This window comes from Streptomyces sp. NPDC056452 (assembly GCF_042796085.1).
Taxonomy (GTDB): domain Bacteria; phylum Actinomycetota; class Actinomycetes; order Streptomycetales; family Streptomycetaceae; genus Streptomyces.
The window spans coordinates 19,146-38,899 of sequence record NZ_JBHTRI010000046.1 but is presented as its reverse complement, the minus strand read 5'-3'; the positions used below and the strand labels follow the sequence as shown (position 1 = coordinate 38,899).

Genomic DNA, 19,754 nt, shown 5'->3' with positions numbered 1-19,754 from the left:
CCCTGTCCGACAGCGACGGGGAGGACCACCGGCAGAGCTGTGTACCGGGTCAGCGGCGCACCTTGCGGGTGGCCCGCAGCCACTCCTTGTTCATGGCCGCGATCGAGGGCAGGGGAATGCCCTTGGGGCATGCCGTGGCGCACTCGCCGGTCAGGGTGCAGCCGCCGAAGCCCTCCTCGTCCATGGTGGCGACCATGTCGAGAACCCGGGTCTCGCGTTCGGGTGCTCCCTGCGGGAGCACGTTGAGGTGGTTGATCTTCGCCGAGGTGAAGAGCATCGCGGATCCGTTGGGGCAGGCCGCGACGCAGGCCCCGCAGCCGATGCACTCGGCGTGCTCGAAGGCGAAGTCGGCATCCGGCTTGGGCACGGGGGTGGCGTGCGCGTCGGGCGCCGTGCCGGTCGGGGCGGAGATGTATCCGCCGGACTGGATGATGCGGTCGAAGGCCGAACGGTCCACGACCAGGTCCTTGACGACCGGGAAGGCGGAGGCGCGCCACGGCTCGACGTCGATCGTGTCGCCGTCCTGGAAGGAACGCATGTGGAGCTGGCAGGTGGTGGTGCGTTCCGGGCCGTGCGCGTCGCCGTTGATGACGAGGCTGCACGCGCCGCAGATGCCTTCGCGGCAGTCGTGGTCGAAGGCGACGGGCTCGTCCCCGGCGAGGATGAGTTCCTCGTTGAGGGTGTCGAGCATCTCCAGGAACGACATGTCCTGCGAGATGCCGTCGACTTCGTAGGTGGCCATGGCGCCGGGCGCCTCGGCGTTCTGCTGGCGCCAGACGCGCAGGGTGAGCTTCATGCGTAGCTCCGCTGGGTGGGGTGGACGTACTCGAAGACGAGGTCTTCCTTGTGCAGGACGGGGGCGTCGCCGGTGGCTTTGAACTCCCAGGCGGCGGCGTAGGAGAACTCCTCGTCCCGGCGGGCGGCTTCGCCGTCCGGGGTCTGCGACTCCTCACGGAAGTGGCCGCCGCAGGATTCGGCGCGGTGCAGGGCGTCGAGGCACATGAGCTCGGCGAGCTCCAGGTAGTCGACGACGCGGTTGGCCTTCTCCAGCGACTGGTTGAACTGTTCGCCGGTTCCCGGCACCTTGATGCGGCGCCAGAACTCCTCCCGGATCTCCGGGATCCGGTCCAGTGCCTTGCGCAGCCCCTCCTCGGTGCGGGCCATGCCGCAGAACTCCCACATGAGTTCGCCGATCTCCCGGTGGAAGGAGTCCGGGGTGCGGTCGCCGTCGACGGCGAGGAGCAGATTCAGCCGGTCCTCGGTCTCCGCGACGGCTTCGGTGACCGCGGGGTGGCCGGCGTCGATCTCGTCCGCGTGCGGGTGGCGGGCGAGGTAGTCGTTGATGGTCGACGGCAGGACGAAGTAGCCGTCGGCGAGGCCCTGCATCAGCGCGGACGCCCCGAGCCGGTTGGCCCCGTGGTCGGAGAAGTTGGCCTCGCCGATCGCGAAGAGGCCGGGGATCGTGGTCTGCAGGTCGTAGTCGACCCAGAGCCCGCCCATCGTGTAGTGCACGGCAGGGTAGATCCGCATCGGGGTCTCGTACGGGTTCTCCGCGGTGATCTGCGCGTACATGTCGAAGAGGTTGCCGTACTTCTCCTCGACCTTGTCCCTGCCCAGCCGCTGGATGGCCTCGGCGAAGTCGAGGTAGACACCCTGCCCGCCGGGGCCGACTCCACGGCCCTCGTCGCAGACGTTCTTCGCGGCGCGTGAGGCGATGTCGCGGGGTACGAGGTTGCCGAAGGCCGGGTAGATGCGCTCCAGGTAGTAGTCCCGCTCGTCCTCCGGGATCCGGTTGGCGGGGCGGTCGTCGCCCTTGGCCTTGGGGACCCAGATGCGCCCGTCGTTGCGCAGCGATTCGCTCATCAGCGTCAGCTTGGACTGGTGGTCGCCCGTGCGCGGGATGCAGGTGGGGTGGATCTGGGTGAAGCACGGGTTGGCGAAGTAGGCGCCGCGCCGGTGGGCGCGCCAGATGGCGGTGGCGTTGGAGTTCATGGCGTTCGTCGACAGGTAGAACACATTGCCGTAGCCGCCGCTGGCCAGCACGACCGCGTCGGCGAAGTAGGTGTCGATCTTCCCGGTGACCAGGTCGCGGGCGACGATGCCGCGGGCCTTCCCGTCGACGACGATCAGGTCGAGCATCTCGGTACGGGCGTGCAGTTCGACGTTGCCCGCGGCGATCTGGCGGGACAGCGCCTGGTAGGCCCCGAGGAGGAGTTGCTGTCCCGTCTGGCCGCGGGCGTAGAAGGTGCGGGAGACCTGGACGCCGCCGAAGGAGCGGTTGTCGAGGAGGCCGCCGTACTCGCGTGCGAAGGGCACACCCTGGGCGACGCACTGGTCGATGATCTCGACGGAGATCTGGGCGAGCCGGTGGACGTTGGACTCGCGGGCGCGGAAGTCGCCGCCCTTGACCGTGTCGTAGAAGAGCCGGTGGATGGAGTCACCGTCGTTGCGGTAGTTCTTCGCGGCGTTGATACCGCCCTGCGCGGCGACGGAGTGGGCGCGCCGCGGTGAGTCCTGGAAGCAGAACTGGACGACGTGGTAGCCCTGTTCGGCGAGGGTCGCGCCTGCCGAGCCGCCGGCCAGTCCCGTGCCGACGACGATGACGGTGTGCTTGCGGCGGTTGGCGGGGTTGACCAGTTTCGCCTGGAAGCGCCGGGTGTCCCAGCGCTCGGCGACGGGGCCTTCGGGCGCCTTGGTGTCGACGACGGGGCCGCCGGTCGCGTAGTTCGTGTAGTCGCTCATGTCAGCTCACCACTCCGGTCATGACGGCCAGGGGCACGGAGACGAAGCCCACCGTCAGCACCACGGCAAAGATGTTGGCCAAGGACTTCAGCACCCGGTCACGGGTCGCGTTGCCCACGCCGAGGGTCTGCGCCGCGCTCCAGAACCCGTGCTGGACGTGGAGGCCCATGGCGAGCACCGCGACGATGTAGATGACGTTGCCGTACCAGGTGGAGAAGGTGTCGAGCACGTTCTGGTAGGGGTGTCCGGTCTGGAATCCGCCGGTGTGCACGGTGCCGGTCGTCAGGTCGAGGATGTGCCAGACGATGAACAGCGCCAGGATGATGCCGCCCCAGCGCATGGTGCGGGTGGCGTAGCTCGCGCGTGCCTTCTTGTGTACGTACGCGTTCGGGCGCGCCCTGATGTCGCGGCGGCTCAGCTGGTACGCGGAGACGGCGTGCAGGACGACGGCCGCGACGAGCACCACGCGGATGATCCACAGGGCCCACTCGTAGTGCAGGAAGGGTTCGCCGAGGGTCCGGAGCCAGTGGGCGTAGTGGTTGAACTCGTCGGACCCGAAGAAGATCTTCAGGTTGCCGAGCATGTGGACGCTCAGATACCCGAGCATGATCAGGCCGCTCACAGCCATGATCATCTTCTTGCCGACGGACGAGTCCCAGAGCGTACGCGTCATGGACGGCCGTCGGTCCGTCCGCGTTGCCAATGCCATGGACACGACGCTAGGACCGAAGGGCACCATCAGTCCAAGACATGAAACTACTCATGTCCATAGACATTCGTTATGTAGACCGCTATCGTCGGTTCCATGCACTTCCAGCAGCTCACCTATTTCGTGGCGGTCGCCGAGGCGAAGCACTTCACCCGGGCCGCCGAGGAGGTGCACGTCTCGCAGCCCTCGCTCTCGCAGCAGATCAAAGCGCTGGAGAACGAGCTGGGTGCCGAGCTGTTCAGCCGCGCCCGGGGCAACATCGCGCTCACCGACGCGGGCGAGGCCCTGCTGCCCCTGGCCCGCCGGATCCTGGCGGACGCCGATACGGCGCGGCACGAGGTGCAGGAGCTGGTGCAGCTGCGCCGGGGGCGGATCAGGCTGGGCGCCACCCCGAGCATCTGCACGGGCCTGCTGCCCGACATGCTCCGCGCCTTCCACGACCTGCACCCGGGGGTCCAGCTCCTGATCGAGGAGGGCGGCTCCCACGACCTCGTACGCGGTCTTGCCCGGGGCGCGCTGGACCTCGCGTTCCTCGTGCTGCCGCTGCCCGCCGCGTCGCCCGCGCTGACCACGGTGGAGCTGCTGCAGGAGGACCTGGTGGTGCTGTCGTCGCCCGCCCGGCCGGCTCCCGGCCACGAGGGGAGCGTCCGCATCGCGGATCTCGCGGACGAGCCGATGGTGATGTTCCGGCACGGCTACGACCTGCGGGAGCTGACGGTGGCCGCCTGCCGCGCGGAGGGCTTCGAGCCGTCGTTCACGGTGGAGGGCGGCGAGATGGACGCCGTGCTGGGCTTCGTACGGGCGGGGCTCGGGATCGCGGTGGTCCCCCGGATGGTCGCCGTACGGGCCGGCCGCGACCTGCGGACGACACCGCTGGCCCCGCCCGGTCTGCGGCGCACCATCGCGCTCGCGCACCGCAGCGACGTCGCGCCGCCGCGGGCGGCGCGTGAACTGCAGCGGGTGCTCCTGGCGAGGGCCACGAACGGGCCCGACACGGCGGTACGGCCCGCCGCGCCGTCAACCGCCGACGGATCCGGCCCGTCCGGCGGTTGAGGATCAACCGCCGGACCGCGTACGGGGTTTGAGGACGGGAGACCTCAGACCGCGTCCGCCAGCAGCAGGGAGTGGATACGGTCCGGCGCCCCCGGTCGCGCGTAGTACCAGCCCTGAGCCGTGTCGCAGCCCAGCTGCCGCAGCTGCTCGGCCTGCGCTCCGGTCTCCACGCCCTCCACCGTGACCGCGAGGTCCAGGCTGTGGGCGAGCGAGACGATCCCCTCGACGATCTTCAGGTCGACCGGGTCGGCCGGATGGTGCTGCATGCCCTGCGTGAACGAACGATCCAGCTTCAGCACGCTCACGGGCAGACGGCGCAGGTTCGCAAGGTTCGAGTAGCCGGTCCCGAAGTCGTCCAGGGCGATGTCGACGCCCATCTCCGCCAGCTGCCGCAGCGGCTTGAGCAGATCGTCGTCCGCACCGATCAGCGCCGACTCGGTCACCTCCAGGCACAGCGCGCCCGGCTCCAGTCCGGAGCGCTCCAGGACGTCGACGGTCTCGGCGACCAGCCTCGGGTGGTGCAGCTGCGTCGGCGAGAGGTTGACGTTGATCCGGAGCGGCCCGCCGTCGGTGTGCCGCTCCGTCCAGTACTTGGCCTGGCGGACGGACTCCTCCAGCACCCAGCGGCCGAGCGGCACGATCAGCCCGGTGTGCTCGGCGAGCGGGATGAACCGGTCGGGTCCCAGCACACCGTGCTGCGGGTGACACCAGCGCACGAGCGCCTCCGCACCGTGCACGCTGCCGTCGCCCAGGTGCACCAACGGCTGGTACTCGATGAAGAATTCGCCGCGGTCCAGGGCCGCGGGCAGAGCCGTCGTCAGCCCGTGCCGGGTGATGGCACGGGCGTCGGCCTCGGCGTCGGCGATCGCGAAGCGGTTGCCGCCCGCCGACTTGGCGCGGTACATGGTGATGTCGGCGCTGCGCAGTACCTCGGCGGCGGTGCGTTCGCCCGACGGTCCCTCGACCACGCCGATGGACCCCCGTACCGTCAGCTCCCGGCCGTCGAGCCGGATGGGCGTGGCGAGCGCCGAGAGGATCCGGCCGGCGAGCTCGTCGACCTCGTCCTCGGTGCGCGGACCGGTCGTCAGGGCCACGAACTCGTCCCCGCCGAGGCGCGCGACCATCTCGCCCGGGGCCGTCGCGCAGCTCTGCAGCCGGTCGGCGACCTCGACCAGGAGCCGGTCGCCCGCCGCGTGGCCGAGGCTGTCGTTGATGGCCTTGAACCCGTCGAGGTCGAGGTAGCACAAGCCGAAGCGCATGCCGTCCTTGGCTGCGAGTGCCTTCTCCAGACGCTCGAAGAACAGGGTCCGGTTGGGCAGCCCCGTGAGCGCGTCGTGCGTCGCCTCGTAGCGCAGCCTCAGGTTGAGCAGCCGCCGCTCGGTGGTGTCCTCCATGAGGGCGAGCTGGTACTCCGGCCGGCCCTCCGAGTCGCGCAGCAGCGAGACCGTGAGGTTGGTCCACAGCACGGTGCCGTCGTTGCGGTAGTAGGCCTTCTCCACGCGGTAGTGCTCACGTTCCCCGCGCACCAGCTCGTTGTAGTACCTCCACACCTGAGGCGAGTCCTCCGGGTGGACCCACTCGTTCACCTTGTGGCTGCGGACGTGGTTCTCGAGGCCGCCGAACATCCGGGTGAGGGTGTCGTTGATCTCCAGAATGTTGCCTTCGAGGTCGGCGATACCGATCCCGACGGCCGCGTCCTTGAACACGGCGCGGAACCGCGCCTCGGTCGCGTGCAGCGCCTGCTCCGCGTGCGAACGGGCCGTGAGCGCCGAGCGGGCGATGGCCTCCTGCTCGGCGAGCGTCCGCTCGCGCAGCGCCTGGGTGAATCCGCCGGCGAGCGCGTGCTGCATCCGCGCGCAGCGGGCCCGGCCGTCCTCGGTCGACAGCTCCGTGGGGCCGTTGCTGCCGCAGTAGAGCACCAGGTACGAGTCGACGACACCGAGTGTGGAGCTGAGGGCGTCGGGATCCGTGCAGTGGGCGGCAACCAGCGCGGCCCCCACCTGATGTGCGGAGGCCGCGTCGAAGGGCCGTGCATGAAGGATTCCGCTGAGGTCCCGGGCGAGCGGCAGCAGATGCTGCTCGAACTCCGGGCGGGTCATGGAGGTGGCCGTGGACGGAAAGATCGCCCGGCTCCAGATGGTGGCGAATCTCCGGAGCCGGCCCTCGGGGCCGTCCGGTTCCGCGTCCGGTGCGCCGGACGCCTGGGCGGGGATGCTCACGCCTTGCGTCCAACCCCGGCGAAGCCCGAGAAGGCGAACGGGTCTTCCTGCGCTCGCGCCTCGGGGTTCTCGGGCCGCCAGTCGGGCATCGAGACGAGTCCGGGCTCGACCATCTCGTATCCGTCGAAGAAGCTGCTGACCTCGTCGCGGGACCGCATGATCAGCGGATTGCGGATGTTGCGGTAGACGCCGACCGTGCCGCCCGCGTCCTCCTCGGAAAGCGGAATCCCCTCGTACGAGGCGTGGGTCAGGACGAGCAGACTGCCGGGCGCCAGCGACTCGCGCAGCTCGGCGACCGCCTCGTACGGGGAGTCGGCGTCCTCGACGAAGTGGAGCACCGCCACGAGCAGCAGGGCCACCGGCTTGTCGAAGTCGAGCAGTCCGCGGATCTCCGGGCTCTCCAGGATCTCGGCGGGCTTGCGCAGATCCGCGGAGGCGACCACGGTCCGCTCGTTGCCCTCCAGCACCGCCTGGCTGTGTGCGACCGCGACCGGATCGTGGTCGACGTACGCGATCCGGGCCTCCGGGTCGGCCGCCTGGGCGACTTCATGAACGTTGCCGAACGTCGGTATGCCCGATCCGATGTCCAGGAACTGGCTGATACCCGAAGTGGTGGCGTAGTGCACGGCCCGGCGCATAAAGGCGCGATTCGCCTGCATGATCTTGGGAAGGCCCGGCATGAACTCCATGGCCTTGCGGGCCGCTTCCCGGTCCACCTCGAAATTGTGCGAACCGCCCAGATAGAAGTCGTACATGCGAGACACGCTCGGCACCGAGATGTCAATGCCCTGCGGTGCCCAGGAGGGACGCTCCATCGATGTCTCCAACAAGTCGCCACGGCGATCCGGCCATGTTCATGGTCAGTGTTGACCAGAGGCTACTGATCGACCGCCAAGAGAGCGAGTGGAAACGGAAATTAGAGATCCGTTATTGGTCACACACCAGTGGCATGTGCAACCGGTCCGTCGCTGCGCGTAAACGCTCAGCGACGGACCGGCACTGCAAGGCCTCTTCGGTACTACTTGGGAGCGCCGACGAGCTTTGAGTTGGGCGCCACCGCGTACCATGTGCCCCCGACGCCTTGGCCGTTGGTGTCTCCGGGCTCGAGGTCGCCGGCGAAAGTGTAGATCGGCCAGCAGTCGAGGGTCTGCTGCTTGATGCCGTCGGGACGGTCGAAGGTGACGAATCCCTTGGTGATGACTCCCTCGACATCATTTTTCGACACGGGACTGACGACGGGCCACTTCTTGAGGCACTCTCCCGTGCATGCCGTCTTCATCGGCCATGCCGAGTCCTTCTTGAAGCGGTAAACCGTCATACCTCGCTTGTCGACGACGATCTCTCCGAGTTTCGGGTCCTTACGGACCGAAAGTCCGGCGAGATCAGCGGGTTCCGCACCGGCGGGGCCATCCGCGTTCACCGCGGCCTTCTTCCCGTCCGGAGCCGAGGCGAACCACGTACCTCCGACGCCCTGCCCGTTCGCTTCTCCGGGCCCGGTGTCCTTGGCGTACCGGTACATCGGCCAGCCGGCGATGGTCAGCTGCTTGGTGCCGTCGGCCCGTGTGACCTCACCCATCAGTTCGGCATCGGTCCCCGCGGCGGCCGTGGCGTCACCGGCGGGCACCACCGGCCAGGTCTTCGCACAGTCGCCCTCGCAATTCGACTTCGGTGGGCTCGCGGTGTCCTTGTCGAAGCGGTAGAGCGTGAAGCCCGCGCTGTCGGTCAGCACCTTGCCCAGTTCCTTGCTGTCCCACACCGCGAGCTGCCCGGCGGCCTTCGGTGCCGCTGCGTCAGCACCCGTGTCGGAGCCATAGCCCCCGTCCGAGCCGTATCCGCTGTCGGCCGGCTGCTGCGCGGGGGCCGCGTTGCCCACGGCCTGGCCGTTGGGGGACGCGGTGCCCTTCTCCTGACCGCACGCCGTCGTCAGCGCCAACAGGGCCACCGTCGTCACCGCGAGCGAGGCGTTCCGCCAGGTATTCATGTCGACTCCCGTTGTCCTTCTGCCGGTTGCGACGCGAGTCCGCGTCGTTCATGGCCCTAGGTACGGGCGGGTGGTCCCCCTCTGTTCAACGGGTCACCGAAAAAGTTTCTCCGGCCGCAAACGCGAATCGACGAATGTCCCCACCATCAGGCGAATCGACTTCCCGCTCCGCGTGCCGCAGGGCGGCGGGGAACATGATCCCCGGCGTGTACGGATCACGCATCGTGCGGCTCATAGCCGCCACCTCCCTGCTCTGGCTGCTCGCCGTCCCGGTGCCCGCGGCCGGTGACAACTGCGCGGTGGCCTCCATCGGCCAGGGGGACGGCAGTTCGTCCGTCGCCGTGTCGGGGGACGGGCAGTGCAAGGCAGTCGTCGCCGAGCCCGAGCCGGCCCCGCCACCGCCGCCGCCTCCACCGCCCGCACCGCCACCCCCACCGCCGCCACCGCCCCCGCCGCCACCGCCACCCCCACCGCCGCCACCGCCCCCTCCGGCCCCCGCGCCGCCCGAACCGGAACCGGAACCCGCGCCGCCGCCGCCGTCTCCCACGGCACGTCCCACGCCGCCCGCACCCAGGCCCGTGGCACTCCCCGCCTACCGCAAACCGCCCCGCAAGAAGCCCCGGGCCGGCCCTTCGCTGGTCTCGCTCACCCTGGTGATCACCGCTCCAGCCGTCTTCGCGGTGGCCGTACTGCGGCCCCGTTCGTCCCGATGACCGATGACCGATCCCCGATGAAGACCGATGAAGACCGATGAAGGAAGCCCATGTCGGAATGGCTTGTTCTGACCATTGCCATGGCCTCGGCCTGCGCCGTCGTCCTGACCATCGCCGTCCTCAACAACCGCCGCATCGGCGAGGACGACGACCCGTCCGAGACGCCCGACGTCATCGAGTACATGACGATGATGATCGGCGTGGTGTACGCGATCGTGCTCGGCCTCGCCATCGCGGGCGTCTGGGAGGGCCGCAGCGCCGCCCAGGAATCGGTACGCCTGGAGGCCCAGGCGCTGCATGAGGTCAGCGCGCGGGCAGCGGTGTACCCGGTCGAGGTGCGCGACCGGATCCGCAGCGATGTCGACGCCTACGTCTCGTTCGTCGTCGACGAGGAGTGGAGGGCGATGACGGAGCACAGCAGCCTCACCGAGGAGGGGACACGGCTCCTGGACCGGCTGCGGGCCGACGTCACGGAGTACAAGCCCCGTACGGACCACGAGGGGCAGGCGTACCAGCCGCTGGTGGACCAGGTGGCCGCGGTCGACGACGCACGGGGCTCCCGGGGCCAGAACGCCGGTGCGACCATGCCGGGGGTCGTATGGTTCGGCCTGATCACCGGGGCGCTGGTGACGGTCGGGCTGATCTTCACACTCCAGATCCGCAGAACGTTCCGCGAACTGCTGCTCGCCGGCCTCTTCAGCGTCCTGATCGCCTTCCTGCTCTTCTTGATCTGGGATTTCGACGCCCCCTTCGGCCGGGGCATCTCGGCCACGACCGCCCCGTTCGTCGATCTGTTCCCGCACGCCACGGGCGGATAGGGCAGCCGGCGGGTGCGCCGGCCGGGGGACAAGGCTGCCCCATTCGCCTGACCCCGATCGCGGGTGATATGTACCACTTCTAGCGTTCGGGCATCGAGGTGCATTTCCCATCCCTTGCGGAAATCCGTTCCGCAGCTGCTCCTCGGGGACCCGGAGGATCCACCATGCGCGCGATACGTGTCGCACCCGCCGCCCTACTGGGCGCGGCCGCCTGTTTCCTGCTGGCACCGGCCGCGTCGGCCCACGTGCTCACAGGTAACACGTCCTCGTTCACGCCGACCATCACTCCGTCGACGGTCGCGCCGGGGGGCCAGGTCACCCTCGGCGCGATGGGGTGCACCAGTGACGCGACCGCCTTCTCGGGTGTGTTCGACACGACCACGATCCCGCGAGGCAGGTCGGCCACCGTCACGGTCGACTGGGACGCCAGGCGCGGGGCTGTCTACGAGGTGACCTTCCGCTGCGGCACCTCGACGCGGACGGCCGACCTGTCCATCACGAGCGGTGCCACGAGTACGCCCACGAACACCCCCACCACCGCTCCCACCACCAGCTCCACCGCGTCTCCCAGCGGGGTACTGGGCGGGCTCGGCGGCAGTGTCGACACCATGGACCCCGGCGAGATCGCAGCCGGGGCCGCATTGGTGACGGTCGCCGCAGCCGGTACCGCGTACGTCCTGCGCAAGCGGCGCACCGGCCGTCAGCACTGACGGTTCCACACAACTTCACAGCACACGACAGTCGCCCCGGGTCCTGGTCCAGGACTCGGGGCGACGGGCGTATCGGGCCGGGCGGGAGGTTCGACGCCTTACATTGCCGCATTGCTCATCCGGCGGCGAACAATGAAGACGGCACCGCCGACAGCTGCCGCGGCGACAAGACCGCCTCCGATCTGCATCTCGACCGAGCTCGGCCCCATGGAGCCACCGAGACCGCCCTGCGCACCCCGGCTGGGGAGCACGGTGAAGCGTGCCGTCGCGACGGACGCGTCGTTGTCGCCACGGCCACCGCGCTCATCGCCGTTGCCACCCTGGCCGCCCTGACCAGCCTGGCCGCCGTCGCCGCCCTGGCCGCCGTCGCCACCGTTACCGCCGGTGCCGTTGCCGAAGTTGTTGTTGCTCTCGTTGCACTTCACGGACAGGCTGTACTGCCCGGGCGTCGCGTTGTCCCGGATGCGGGGGGTGGCGTAGCCGACCCGCCCCGGCGAGAGGTTCACCGTCGGGAAGGCGTTCGACCACACCTTGCCGCCGGCACGGCCGCACCCCTCTGCACTGACCTGCAGGGTGGCGCCCTGGTGGACGGAGGACGGGTTGACGGTGACATTGGTCGGGGCGGTGTTCGGGTTGCTGCCCGGGCCGCCGCCGGCGATCGCCATCGGAGCAGCGAGCCCGACCGCCGCGAATGCGGTCGCGGTCACCGCGAGAGTGCGTGAAGCACGCATCTTTGAACCTCCAGCGGGAAGCGCCCCGGAGTCCTGTTCCCCGGGATGAATCGACGAGAACGCGTCCCATGACGAACCCTCACCAGATACCGCAAGTGTTGCACTTCGGCACTGCTCCACCTCGGTGAGCCGACACGCCGTGCATCGGGTCCGTAATCTGACGGAGCCGCAGGTCACGGACCGTCAGAAGTTTTATCTGCTCATTACTCCGAAGTAGAGGGCGCCCCGGTGGCCGCCACCCGTTCGCTCTTCCCTGATCGCCGCCGCACCTCCCCGCGCCTAGCGTTCGCGGTGTCGCGACGAAGGGAGAACCATGGGCCGGGACCACTGGGGCGCCGAGCGGAGCAGACGCACACCTTGGGGCGCGATCGCCCTGGTGATGCTCACCGGGCTCGCCCTCATGCGTAATGGCGTCGAGACCTCCCCCGGACCACCGCAGCCCGCCGCCGCCGCCTCCGTGGCGGGCCCCCGGGACGTGGCGGCCGCCGCACCGGTCGAGGGCGAACCGGTACAGCCGCTGCCGTACGCGCCCGCCGCCCGGGTACAGATCCCGTCGATCCAGGTCGACGCCCCTGTGATCGACGTGAACCTGGATCCGGCCGGCTGGATCGAGGCACCGCCCCCGCAGGACCCGAACCTCGCGGGCTGGTACCAGAACGGCATCGCACCGGGGCAGCGCGGTACGGCCGTCGTGGTCGGCCACGTGGACAACCTGTCGGGCCCCGCGGTCTTCTACGGTCTGGGCTCCCTCCAGAAGGGCCAGCGCGTCGAAGTGGCCCGCTACGACGACCGGGTCGCGGTGTTCGAGGTCTACGGGGTCGAGGTGTTCTCCAAGAACGACTTCCCCGGAGCCCGGGTCTACGGCGACACCGGGTACTCCGAGCTCCGGGTCATCACGTGCGGCGGCGGCTATTCGAAGGCCGGTGGATACGACGGGAACGTGGTCGTCTTCGCCCGGCTCGTCGAGACGCGCTAGCCGCCGGGAAGGCGCGCGCCGCAGCCGTCAGGTGCGGTGCGGGACGGTCAGGCGGTAGCCGTCCTCGATCAGCGCGGGCAGATACCGGCGCAGGGCGGCGACGCTCTGCGACCGGTCGCCGCCCGCGTCGTGCGACAGCACCACGACGCCCGGTGCCGCGCCCTTCCGGATCCGGCGCACGATGGTGGACGTTCCCGGTGTGGTCCAGTCCAGCGAGTCGACGGTCCAGGCCATCGGCTCCATGCCCATCGAGGCGCCGATCTCGAAGGAGTTGCGGTTCCAGGCGCCGTACGGGGCCCGGTACCAGAGCGGCGCGGCCCCCAGCGTCTTCTCGATCACGTCGCTGGTCCTGCCGAGCTCGGCAACGATCGCGCGCCGGGAGAGCGCCGGGATCAGGGGGTGCGACCAGGAGTGGTTGCCGACCACGTGCCCGTCCGCCGCCATCTCACGCAGCAGGTCCTGGTTGCCCTCCGCCATCTCCCCGCAGACGAAGAACATCGCCCGGACCCCGTACCTGCGCAGGGTGGCCAGGATGTCCGGTGTGTACGAGGGGTCCGGGCCGTCGTCGAAGCTGAGGACCATGGCGTCGTGCCCCAGGTCAGGCAGCTCCTCGAACGGCCGGGTGCGCACCGGTGGCGCTTCGGGCCGGAACCGGGGCGGGGCGTGGGAGGTCATGGGCCGCAGGCGGTACCCGGCCGGGGGCGTCCGCGCGCTCCCCGGCGGGCCGGAGGTCCCCTTGGGCGGCTCTCCGCCGGGACGCGGGGGCGTGCCCGCCGGGTCCGCGGCGATCATGTGTACGGCGGTGGCGGTCCCGAGTCCGAGGGCGAGGCGCAGGAGTGTGCGGCGTCCCGCCGGAATCTGATCATGTTTCATGGCCAACTGCTCGCACGCCGTACGGCCCGGACCCGTCGGCGACACCAGGTGCGCGCCAATGTGCACCCGATGGAGGGAGTGCGCCGACGGGGGCGGACGGTGACATTCCGGTCTGCGTGGTGGCCGGGTCGGGCTCGCTGCCGGCGTGCGGATAACCTCACTGCCGTGACAGACCAGCGACACGACCGGTTCGAACGCGGCACGGACGGCCCCAAGGTGATCGTCGCGGGCATCGACGGGTCCGACTCCTCGATGCGGGCCGCGGCCTACGCCGCCGGCCTCGCACGCCGTCAGAACGCCATGCTCGCCCTTGTCTACGTCCAGCCGGTGATCCCGGCCGGGGCGGCGCTGGGGGTCCCGGTCTCCGGGGCGACGGAGGAGATCGCCGAGGAGCTGGTGAGCGAGATCCGGACGGCGACCGAGCGGCTCAAGGACATATGGAATGTCCGCTGGGAGTTCCACACCTTCCGCGGCGATCCGTACAACGGGCTCGTGACCGCGGCCGACGAGCTGAAGGCGGACGCCGTGGTGGTCGGTGCGTCGGAGTCGGCCGGGCACCGGTTCGTGGGATCGGTGGCGGTCCGGCTGGTGAAGGCCGGGCGCTGGCCGGTCACGGTCGTCCCGTAGAGCCGCGGTCCCGTATCCACCTCGCCTCTCGACGCCTTGGCACCTTGACGCCATGGCGCCTGACGCCCTGACGCCTGACGCCTGACGCCGCGGGGGGCTACTTCCCCATCACCAGTCCGTCCTGGCCGGCGCCCCGGCTGAGGACGACGTCGCGAATCCGGTCGCGGGCCTCCCACCGGTGGTCCGCTCCGCCCTCCACGGCCGCGTCGAGGTTCCACGCGCGCCCGGTGACGGGATCGAACCGGTGGGGGATGAATTCGGCCTTGCTGACTGTCCAGCGCTCCCCGGGTTTCCCGGGCGGCGCGAAGGTGAAGCGGCCCATCGAGCTCTCGTTGCCGCGTGGATCCTCGGCGCCCTCGTGGTTGACCATCGCACCGGAGATGTGGTCGCCCATGCCGTAGACGATCCAGGTGCCGTTGACCTTCTCGTACGCCTGCGGGACATGGGCGTGGGTGCCGAGAATCAGGTCGATGTCGGGGCGGCCGCCGGTCACGGAGGCGGTGAGTGCGCGGCCCAGCGCGAGCTGGTCCTCGTCGGGGTCGTCCTGCCACTCCGTACCCCAGTGCAGGGAGAGGACCACGACGTCGGCGCCGGCACGGCGGGCCGCCCTGGCGTCCGCGACGATCCGGTCACGGTCGATCAGGTTGACCGCCCAGGGCTGGCCCGCGGGCAGCGGAATGTCGTTGGTTCCGTAGGTGTACGCGAGGTGCGCGACCTTCGCGGCCCGCTTGCCACGACCGGCCTTCAACAGGGTGGGACGGCCCGCCTCGGCCGAGGAACGGGCGGATCCGGCGTGCGCGATGCCGGCCTTGTCCAGGGCGTCGAGGGTGCGCCCGATCCCCGGCGCTCCGTCGTCGAGGGTGTGGTTGGAGGCCGTGGAGCAGGAGTCGTATCCGGTGGAACGCAGCGCCTGTGCCACTTCGGGCGGCGACTTGAAGGTGGGGTAGCCCGTGTAGGGGCCGCCGTCCGGCCCGTACACCGTCTCCATGTGACAGATGGCCAGATCCGCACCTGAGACAGCGGGGACGGAGCCCTTGAGCATCGGGCGGAAGTCGTAGCCCCGGCCGCCCGCGTCGGCCGCGGCCCGGTCGATGACGGAGGAGTGGGGCAGGATGTCGCCCGAGGCCAGGAGCGTGAAGGTGCGCGCGCTGTCCGCTCCCCCGCCGCCCGCCCCGCTGCCGCCCCTGTCCGCGGACAGTTGGCGTCCGGCGAAACCTGGGGGTGTGGACTGCTGGCCGGTACAGGCCGTCGCGGCGGCGAGCAGTCCCGCGACGGCGATCACCGCGCCTTGTCGGATGCGCTTCGTCATCGGCACGACTCCCAGTTCGGATGATTTCGGCCATCCGAATACACATATATTCATACTGGCGAGTCAAGGACATAGGTGGTGAAGTACCTGAATCGGCCGTATCGCCGCCTGCCGACCGTTCACCGCACCACTCGCCGCTCCGTGCGACCGCTCGGCGCACATCTCGGTGCGCTGCCTGTTCCCCCGGGCCGGGATGCGTTCGTATACGCCAGGCGGGAGCGAGGCGGCAGGGGCCTCTTCGGGAAAGGACGTTCACGATGACCACGGCGACAACCGATGAGCGGACCCTCGCGGAGCTGCAGCGGGAACACGGGCCGGCTCTGTTCCATTTCCTGCTCGGGCTGACGTTCGGCGACCGGCAGCGCGCGGAGGACCTGCTGCAGGAGACGCTGGTCCGCGCCTGGCAGCATCCGGAGGCGTTCGACGCCCCGTACGACTCGATGCGCCCCTGGCTCTTCACCGTCGCCCGGCGTCTGGCCATCGACGCACGCAGGTCCCGCCAGGCCCGGCCCGCCGAGGTCAGCGACGTGGTCCTGGAGAGCGCCCCCGCCCGGGAGAACACCGCGGACTCGGCGGTCCGCGCGCTCGATGTGCGCGAGGCGGTCAGGACGCTCAGCCCCGAGCACCGCGCGGTGCTCGTGCAGATCTACTTCCGCGGGCTGAGCGTGGGCGAGACGGCGCAGGCGCTCGGCATACCGGCGGGCACCGTCAAGTCCCGCTCGTACTACGCGCTGCGGCTGCTGTCCCGCAATCTTCCCGGCTACTCCAGCAGGTCGTCCTCGCTGAGCAGCGCGAGCAGGGACACCGTGTCCGCGACCTCCACATAGGCGGCGGCGCACGCGTCGCACCGCTGGAGGTGCCCGGCGACCGGACCGCTCTCGTCGGCGGCCAGCGCGTCGAGCACATACGCACCCAGCAGCTCCCGCACATGCGGGTCGTCGCCGCGTTCGGCGGTCATCGCACCTCGTATCTCCCGACGGATCCTGCCCTTCTGCCCACGCGGGGCACGCGCCCCCGGTTCAATGCTGCGTGAAGCCCGGTACCGAGTCGAAGAAAGAGGCGAGACGGGATGCGTCCCGAACGGCACGATGGAACCAGTGGGGGCGGGCTGCTGGTCCCGATGGACTGGATGTACGCCGAGTACATCGCGGACGAACTGCTGGTGACCGGCGACCTGATGGAGCCGACGACTCTGGAGTACCGGGCGGGCCGTGATGCCCTCGCCCTGACGATCTTCCTCTCCGAGGGTGCGGTGGCCGACGCACTGCCCGCGGCCCGGGTGGACGAGCTGCGGCTGCTCACCGCGTACGGAGCACCCTGGAGACGGTGGGTGTGCGCACGGCTGGACGCCCAGGAGCGCCCGGCCGCCGAGGGTTCACCGGCGGACCCCGACCTCGCGCTCGCGCGTGCGGCCTGGCGCTGGCTGGAGGAGACCGAACTCCTGGCGGCGGACCTGGACGCGATCGGACCGCCGCCGCCCTGGGAGCCGACGGGGAGCCAGGAGGAGCGTGAGGCGCAGGTGTGGACTCCCGCGTGGCAGCTCGGACTGCCGCTCGGGCATCTGGCGATCCACCTCTACTGAGCGGCCGCACCGCCGGCCGTCATGAACCGTGGACTCCCGCACGGTACTTGGGCAGCCGCAGGGTGATCTTCATGCCTGCGCCCACCCCGGTCTCGATGACCAGCCCGTATGCGTCGCCGTACACCTGCCGCAGCCTTTCGTCGACGTTGAGCAGCCCGATCCCGGTGGACGTACCGCCCTCGCCGCGCAGGATCTGCCGCAGCCGGTCCGGCTCCATGCCGATGCCGTCGTCCTCGATGACCACTTCCGCCTCGGCGCCCGCGTCCAGCGCGCTGATCGTGATGCGGCTCCGCGTGACGGCGCCCTCCAGGCCGTGCTTGACGGCGTTCTCGACCAGCGGCTGGAGGCAGAGGAACGGCAGGGCGACGGGCAGCACCTCCGGGGCGACCTGGAGGGTCACCGAGAGCCGGTCCCCGAAGCGCGCCCGCACCAGCGCCAAGTACTGGTCGATGGAGTGCAGTTCGTCGGCCAGGGTGGTGAACTCGCCGTGCCTGCGGAAGGAGTAGCGGGTGAAGTCGGCGAACTCAAGCAGCAGTTCGCGTGCCTGCTCGGGGTCGGTGCGGACGAACGAGGCGATCGCCGCGAGCGAGTTGAAGATGAAGTGCGGGGAGATCTGTGCCCGGAGCGCCTTGATCTCGGCCTCTATCAGCTGCGTGCGGGAGCGGTCGAGCTCGGCGAGTTCCAGCTGTACGCAGACCCAGCGGGCGACTTCTCCCGCGGCCCTCGCCAGGACGGCGGATTCGCGGGGCGCATAGGCGACGAGCGTGCCGAGCACCCGGTGGTCGACGGTCAGCGGAACGGCGACGGCCCAGCGGAGCGGGCAGTCGAGGTCGCCGCAGTCGCTGTGGAACGCGGTGTCCCGGCCGCTGGCGAGGAGCTCCTGGACGTGGTGCATCACGTCCTTGCCGTGGTGGTCCCCCTCGCCGTCCCACACGAGCACCCGGTCCCGGTCGGTGAGGCAGAGGGCGTCGGTGCCCAGCAGCGAGCGCAGCCGGCGTGCCGATCGGCGGGCGCTCTCCTCGGTGAGTCCGGCGCGCAGGGGCGGCGCGGCGAGGGAAGCGGTGTGCAGGGTCTCGAAGGTGGCGTGCTCGACGGGGGTACCCACGTCGCTGGTGCGCACGGGCCGTGCGGTGCGTCCGAGGAGGAAGCCCGTACCGAAGAGCAGCAGGGTGAGTACGGCTATGACGGCGATTCCGGCTCCGGTCACCGGTTCTCCTTGCAGGGGGTCATCGCCCTCTCCCCGAGGTCAGCGCTTCCGGCAGATGGAAACGGGTCATGGCCGCGTTGGTGCCCGGCGGTATCCGCCCCGGAGTGGCCAGGGACACCAGGATCATCGCGAGGAAGCCGACCGGCACGGACCAGACCGCGGGCCAGGCGAGCAGGGCGTGCGGCCAGCCGGGCGGGCGTACCGCGCCGCTCACGGTGATGGCCACCGACAGGAGCGCGGAGCCCCCGCCGAGCAGCAGTCCGGCGATCGCACCCGGCGGGGTGAGCCGCCGCCACCAGATGCCGAGGACGAGCAGCGGGCAGAAGGAGGAGGCGGAGACCGCGAAGGCCATGCCCACGGCGTCGGCCACCGGCACCCGGCTGACGAGCAGTGAACCGGCCAGCGGCACGGCGATCGCGAGGACGGTGGCCAGCCGGAAGTGCCGTACGCCGCGCGAGGGCAGGACGTCCTGCGTGATCACTCCGGCGACGGCCATGGTGAGCCCGGACGCCGTGGACAGGAACGCGGCGAACGCGCCTCCGGCGACGAGCGCGCCGAGGAGATCACCGCCGAGGCCGCCGATCACCCGGGCGGGCAGCAGCAGTACGGCGGCGTCGGCGTCACCCTCGTGCATGAGCTCGGGGGCGTACAGCCTGCCCAGGGCTCCGTAGACGGGCGGCAGCAGATAGAACACGCCGATGAGGGCGAGGACGGCGACGGTGGTGCGGCGGGCGTCGCGGCCGTTGGGGCTGGTGTAGAAGCGGACGACGACGTGGGGCAGGCCCATGGTGCCGAGGAAGGTCGCCACGATCAGCCCGTACGTCGCGTAGAGGGGGTGTTCGGCGCGGAAGACGGAGACCTGCTCGTCGAAGCTGACCGGGGGCCGTCCGTCGCCCTGCCAGGCCAGCACCAGGAAGATCGCCGGGACGAGGAGCGCGGTGAGCTTGAGCCAGTACTGGAACACCTGCACGAAGGTGATCGAGCGCATGCCGCCCGCCGCGACGGCGAGCACGACGACGGAGGCCACGAGGACGTCGCCGAGCCAGCCGGGCGCTCCGGTGAGGATCTTCAGGGTGAGTCCGGCGCCCTGCAGCTGCGGTACGAGGTAGACCCAGCCCGCGCCGACGACGAACACGCTGACCAGCCTGCGCACCTGGCGTGATTCCAGGCGCCCTTCGGCGAAGTCGGGCAGGGTGTACGCCCCGGAGCGGCGCAGCGGTGCGGCGACGAACACCAGCAGCACGAGGTATCCGGCGGTGTAGCCGACCGGGTACCAGAGCATGTCGGGGCCGTGCACCAGCACCAGGCCCGCGATGCCCAGGAAGGACGCGGCGGAGAGGTACTCGCCGCTGATCGCCGCGGCGTTGAGGCGCGGCCGCACGGTGCGGGAGGCGACGTAGAAGTCGGACGTGGTCCGGGAGATCCGCAGTCCGAAGCCGCCGACGAGCACGGTGGCCAGGACGACGAGGGCGACCGCCACCATCGATGCCGGATGGCCGGGGGC

At 70.2% G+C, this 19,754-nt stretch carries 20 protein-coding genes; 8 read left to right on the top strand and 12 right to left on the bottom strand.

Going from position 1 to position 19,754, the window contains the following annotated elements:
• Positions 1–49 precede the first annotated feature (49 nt).
• The 3 genes from ACFQ6X_RS32525 to ACFQ6X_RS32515 are packed head-to-tail and all read right to left on the bottom strand — an operon-like array spanning position 50 to position 3,451.
• On the bottom strand, positions 50–796 hold the full coding sequence (locus ACFQ6X_RS32525; protein ID WP_383186852.1) for a succinate dehydrogenase/fumarate reductase iron-sulfur subunit: 747 nt from the start codon (positions 794–796) through the stop codon (positions 50–52).
• The gene (locus ACFQ6X_RS32520; RefSeq protein ID WP_383186850.1) at positions 793–2,742 is read right to left on the bottom strand and encodes a fumarate reductase/succinate dehydrogenase flavoprotein subunit; all 1,950 of its coding nucleotides are present in this window, start codon (positions 2,740–2,742) and stop codon (positions 793–795) included. Before ACFQ6X_RS32520 ends, ACFQ6X_RS32525 begins: the two co-directional genes overlap by 4 nt.
• A gap of 1 nt (position 2,743) precedes the next feature.
• Positions 2,744–3,451, bottom strand: coding sequence for a succinate dehydrogenase (locus ACFQ6X_RS32515; RefSeq protein ID WP_383186848.1), 708 nt, complete (start codon positions 3,449–3,451; stop codon positions 2,744–2,746).
• Between the two features lie 96 nt (positions 3,452–3,547).
• Between ACFQ6X_RS32515 and ACFQ6X_RS32510 the strand changes: the two genes are divergently transcribed.
• Positions 3,548–4,504 carry a LysR family transcriptional regulator gene (locus ACFQ6X_RS32510; RefSeq protein ID WP_383186846.1) on the top strand — a complete coding sequence of 319 codons (957 nt, stop codon included), beginning with the start codon at positions 3,548–3,550 and terminating at the stop codon, positions 4,502–4,504.
• Between the two features lie 44 nt (positions 4,505–4,548).
• On the opposite strand, the gene ACFQ6X_RS32505 is transcribed toward ACFQ6X_RS32510, so the two are convergent.
• The 3 genes from ACFQ6X_RS32505 to ACFQ6X_RS32495 form a co-directional block, all read right to left on the bottom strand.
• Positions 4,549–6,723 (bottom strand): putative bifunctional diguanylate cyclase/phosphodiesterase, encoded by a 2,175-nt coding sequence (locus ACFQ6X_RS32505; RefSeq protein WP_383186844.1) that lies wholly within the window; start codon positions 6,721–6,723, stop codon positions 4,549–4,551.
• Complete coding sequence (locus ACFQ6X_RS32500) at positions 6,720–7,538, bottom strand: SAM-dependent methyltransferase (protein ID WP_383186843.1); 819 nt, start codon at positions 7,536–7,538, stop codon at positions 6,720–6,722. Before ACFQ6X_RS32500 ends, ACFQ6X_RS32505 begins: the two co-directional genes overlap by 4 nt.
• Before the next feature lie 203 nt (positions 7,539–7,741).
• Positions 7,742–8,704, bottom strand: coding sequence for an SCO0930 family lipoprotein (locus ACFQ6X_RS32495; RefSeq protein ID WP_383186841.1), 963 nt, complete (start codon positions 8,702–8,704; stop codon positions 7,742–7,744).
• A gap of 206 nt (positions 8,705–8,910) precedes the next feature.
• Here ACFQ6X_RS32495 and ACFQ6X_RS32490 point away from each other — a divergent pair, with 206 nt between their 5' ends.
• From ACFQ6X_RS32490 to ACFQ6X_RS32480, 3 genes are all read left to right on the top strand, one after another.
• Positions 8,911–9,417, top strand: a complete 507-nt coding sequence (locus ACFQ6X_RS32490; RefSeq protein WP_383186839.1) for a hypothetical protein — start codon at positions 8,911–8,913, stop codon at positions 9,415–9,417.
• 50 nt (positions 9,418–9,467) lie between these two features.
• On the top strand, positions 9,468–10,235 hold the full coding sequence (locus ACFQ6X_RS32485; RefSeq protein ID WP_383186837.1) for a DUF4239 domain-containing protein: 768 nt from the start codon (positions 9,468–9,470) through the stop codon (positions 10,233–10,235).
• Between the two features lie 164 nt (positions 10,236–10,399).
• On the top strand, positions 10,400–10,945 hold the full coding sequence (locus ACFQ6X_RS32480; RefSeq protein WP_383186835.1) for a hypothetical protein: 546 nt from the start codon (positions 10,400–10,402) through the stop codon (positions 10,943–10,945).
• 98 nt (positions 10,946–11,043) lie between these two features.
• On the opposite strand, the gene ACFQ6X_RS32475 is transcribed toward ACFQ6X_RS32480, so the two are convergent.
• A complete protein-coding gene (locus ACFQ6X_RS32475) occupies positions 11,044–11,676 on the bottom strand; it encodes a hypothetical protein (RefSeq protein WP_383186833.1) in 633 nt (210 codons plus the stop codon).
• Positions 11,677–11,989: 313 nt separating this feature from the next.
• On the opposite strand from ACFQ6X_RS32475, the gene ACFQ6X_RS32470 reads away from it, so the two are divergent.
• Entirely contained in the window at positions 11,990–12,652 is a 663-nt protein-coding gene (locus ACFQ6X_RS32470; RefSeq protein WP_383186831.1) for a class F sortase, read from the top strand.
• A gap of 27 nt (positions 12,653–12,679) precedes the next feature.
• Here the strand turns inward: ACFQ6X_RS32470 and ACFQ6X_RS32465 are convergent, their stop codons facing one another.
• The gene (locus tag ACFQ6X_RS32465; protein WP_383186829.1) at positions 12,680–13,525 is read right to left on the bottom strand and encodes a polysaccharide deacetylase family protein; all 846 of its coding nucleotides are present in this window, start codon (positions 13,523–13,525) and stop codon (positions 12,680–12,682) included.
• A 165-nt stretch (positions 13,526–13,690) separates the two neighbouring features.
• On the opposite strand from ACFQ6X_RS32465, the gene ACFQ6X_RS32460 reads away from it, so the two are divergent.
• On the top strand, positions 13,691–14,152 hold the full coding sequence (locus ACFQ6X_RS32460) for a universal stress protein (protein WP_329205030.1): 462 nt from the start codon (positions 13,691–13,693) through the stop codon (positions 14,150–14,152).
• A gap of 97 nt (positions 14,153–14,249) precedes the next feature.
• Here ACFQ6X_RS32460 and ACFQ6X_RS32455 read toward each other — a convergent pair whose 3' ends face one another.
• Entirely contained in the window at positions 14,250–15,461 is a 1,212-nt protein-coding gene (locus tag ACFQ6X_RS32455; RefSeq protein WP_383186827.1) for a CapA family protein, read from the bottom strand.
• Positions 15,462–15,718: 257 nt separating this feature from the next.
• On the opposite strand from ACFQ6X_RS32455, the gene ACFQ6X_RS32450 reads away from it, so the two are divergent.
• A complete protein-coding gene (locus ACFQ6X_RS32450) occupies positions 15,719–16,288 on the top strand; it encodes a sigma-70 family RNA polymerase sigma factor (RefSeq protein WP_329205034.1) in 570 nt (189 codons plus the stop codon).
• Here the strand turns inward: ACFQ6X_RS32450 and ACFQ6X_RS32445 are convergent.
• Entirely contained in the window at positions 16,222–16,419 is a 198-nt protein-coding gene (locus ACFQ6X_RS32445) for a zf-HC2 domain-containing protein (protein ID WP_383186825.1), read from the bottom strand. The two genes, ACFQ6X_RS32450 and ACFQ6X_RS32445, sit on opposite strands and share 67 nt — an antisense overlap.
• Positions 16,420–16,530: 111 nt before the next feature.
• Here ACFQ6X_RS32445 and ACFQ6X_RS32440 point away from each other — a divergent pair, with 111 nt between their 5' ends.
• Complete coding sequence (locus ACFQ6X_RS32440) at positions 16,531–17,043, top strand: hypothetical protein (RefSeq protein ID WP_383186823.1); 513 nt, start codon at positions 16,531–16,533, stop codon at positions 17,041–17,043.
• 19 nt (positions 17,044–17,062) lie between these two features.
• On the opposite strand, the gene ACFQ6X_RS32435 is transcribed toward ACFQ6X_RS32440, so the two are convergent.
• Entirely contained in the window at positions 17,063–18,250 is a 1,188-nt protein-coding gene (locus ACFQ6X_RS32435; RefSeq protein WP_383186821.1) for a sensor histidine kinase, read from the bottom strand.
• Positions 18,251–18,269: 19 nt separating this feature from the next.
• The gene (locus ACFQ6X_RS32430; protein ID WP_383186891.1) at positions 18,270–19,733 is read right to left on the bottom strand and encodes a cation acetate symporter; all 1,464 of its coding nucleotides are present in this window, start codon (positions 19,731–19,733) and stop codon (positions 18,270–18,272) included.
• Positions 19,734–19,754 lie beyond the last annotated feature (21 nt).

Excerpts from the sequence above, each read along its gene's own strand:
- ACFQ6X_RS32520 (WP_383186850.1), bottom strand. The coding sequence starts at position 2,742 with ATGAGCGACTACACGAACTACGCGACCGGCGGCCCCGTCGTCGACACC.
- ACFQ6X_RS32445 (WP_383186825.1), bottom strand. The coding sequence starts at position 16,419 with ATGACCGCCGAACGCGGCGACGACCCGCATGTGCGGGAGCTGCTGGGT.
- ACFQ6X_RS32525 (WP_383186852.1), bottom strand. The coding sequence starts at position 796 with ATGAAGCTCACCCTGCGCGTCTGGCGCCAGCAGAACGCCGAGGCGCCC.
- ACFQ6X_RS32450 (WP_329205034.1), top strand. The coding sequence starts at position 15,719 with ATGACCACGGCGACAACCGATGAGCGGACCCTCGCGGAGCTGCAGCGG.
- ACFQ6X_RS32500 (WP_383186843.1), bottom strand. The coding sequence starts at position 7,538 with ATGGAGCGTCCCTCCTGGGCACCGCAGGGCATTGACATCTCGGTGCCG.
- ACFQ6X_RS32430 (WP_383186891.1), bottom strand. The coding sequence starts at position 19,733 with ATGGTGGCGGTCGCCCTCGTCGTCCTGGCCACCGTGCTCGTCGGCGGC.
- ACFQ6X_RS32515 (WP_383186848.1), bottom strand. The coding sequence starts at position 3,451 with ATGGCATTGGCAACGCGGACGGACCGACGGCCGTCCATGACGCGTACG.
- ACFQ6X_RS32440 (WP_383186823.1), top strand. The coding sequence starts at position 16,531 with ATGCGTCCCGAACGGCACGATGGAACCAGTGGGGGCGGGCTGCTGGTC.
- ACFQ6X_RS32510 (WP_383186846.1), top strand. The coding sequence starts at position 3,548 with ATGCACTTCCAGCAGCTCACCTATTTCGTGGCGGTCGCCGAGGCGAAG.
- ACFQ6X_RS32465 (WP_383186829.1), bottom strand. The coding sequence starts at position 13,525 with ATGAAACATGATCAGATTCCGGCGGGACGCCGCACACTCCTGCGCCTC.
- ACFQ6X_RS32470 (WP_383186831.1), top strand. The coding sequence starts at position 11,990 with ATGGGCCGGGACCACTGGGGCGCCGAGCGGAGCAGACGCACACCTTGG.
- ACFQ6X_RS32495 (WP_383186841.1), bottom strand. The coding sequence starts at position 8,704 with ATGAATACCTGGCGGAACGCCTCGCTCGCGGTGACGACGGTGGCCCTG.
- ACFQ6X_RS32485 (WP_383186837.1), top strand. The coding sequence starts at position 9,468 with ATGTCGGAATGGCTTGTTCTGACCATTGCCATGGCCTCGGCCTGCGCC.
- ACFQ6X_RS32475 (WP_383186833.1), bottom strand. The coding sequence starts at position 11,676 with ATGCGTGCTTCACGCACTCTCGCGGTGACCGCGACCGCATTCGCGGCG.
- ACFQ6X_RS32480 (WP_383186835.1), top strand. The coding sequence starts at position 10,400 with ATGCGCGCGATACGTGTCGCACCCGCCGCCCTACTGGGCGCGGCCGCC.
- ACFQ6X_RS32455 (WP_383186827.1), bottom strand. The coding sequence starts at position 15,461 with ATGACGAAGCGCATCCGACAAGGCGCGGTGATCGCCGTCGCGGGACTG.